This window comes from Syntrophomonas wolfei subsp. methylbutyratica, assembly GCF_001570625.1.
GTDB lineage: Bacteria > Bacillota > Syntrophomonadia > Syntrophomonadales > Syntrophomonadaceae > Syntrophomonas > Syntrophomonas methylbutyratica.
In genome coordinates this window covers 1-756 of the sequence record NZ_BBQT01000058.1, presented here as the reverse complement: position 1 = coordinate 756, position 756 = coordinate 1, and the positions used below count along the sequence as shown (strand labels likewise).

Here is a 756-nt window from a genome sequence, read left to right as displayed (position 1 = left end):
CCCTTTAAAAGAAACACAGGCATTGGATTTATTGGAAATCGTTGAAGCACGGCACCAGAATGCATCGACCATCTTCTGTACGCAGTTTGCACCAGGCGGTTGGCATGAGAAGATTGGAGAAGTCACTTGTGAATTCTCACATTAATCCTGCCATAATTCTAAAATTAAAACCACCTCATATTGAGCCATTATGAGTTAATTTTGCAGATTAGCCCATTAAAAAATATTTCATTTCTCATTTTAAAGTGGTATCCAATTTGATTAAACCAAAAGCCGCCAGAATCAAATAACTCCAGCGGCTGACCGGTAGTAAGATTAGAAATTCAATTCACTTTGAGCTTGATAGACAGTTTCTTCATCAACCTGTCTTTGCTTTTTCTCACAAGCATACAGGAGGCAATTTGTAGCCAGGCTGTTTACCAGCCGTGGTACTCCATTGGTAACGCCATAAATAGCTTCCATCGATGGTGCCGTGAAAAGTTCTTCATGTGTACCACCAAAGGCCAGACGGGTTTTCAGATACCCTCCTAATTCATCTTTTTGCATGTTACTCATCATATGTTTCACTACAATCCGCTGCCTTAAAGGATTATTCACATTCAAGGCTAACTTGCTGCGAATCAAGGGTTGTCCATATCCCAGCAATTATTTTATCCACCATAATTCTTCTGAAGTGTTGTAACTCCGAGGAATCTGCTTTAGACTCCTCGGATAATTTCTGATGACAAAACTATCTGTATAGGAATGGCATCGCGT

General features: G+C 40.1%; 1 protein-coding gene. It reads right to left on the bottom strand.

Annotation, left to right across the window (positions count from 1 at the left end; genetic code table 11):
• Positions 1-315: 315 nt before the first annotated feature.
• Entirely contained in the window at positions 316-645 is a 330-nt protein-coding gene (locus AWB54_RS14990; protein ID WP_061214589.1) for a hypothetical protein, read from the bottom strand.
• Between the last annotated feature and the right edge of the window lie 111 nt (positions 646-756).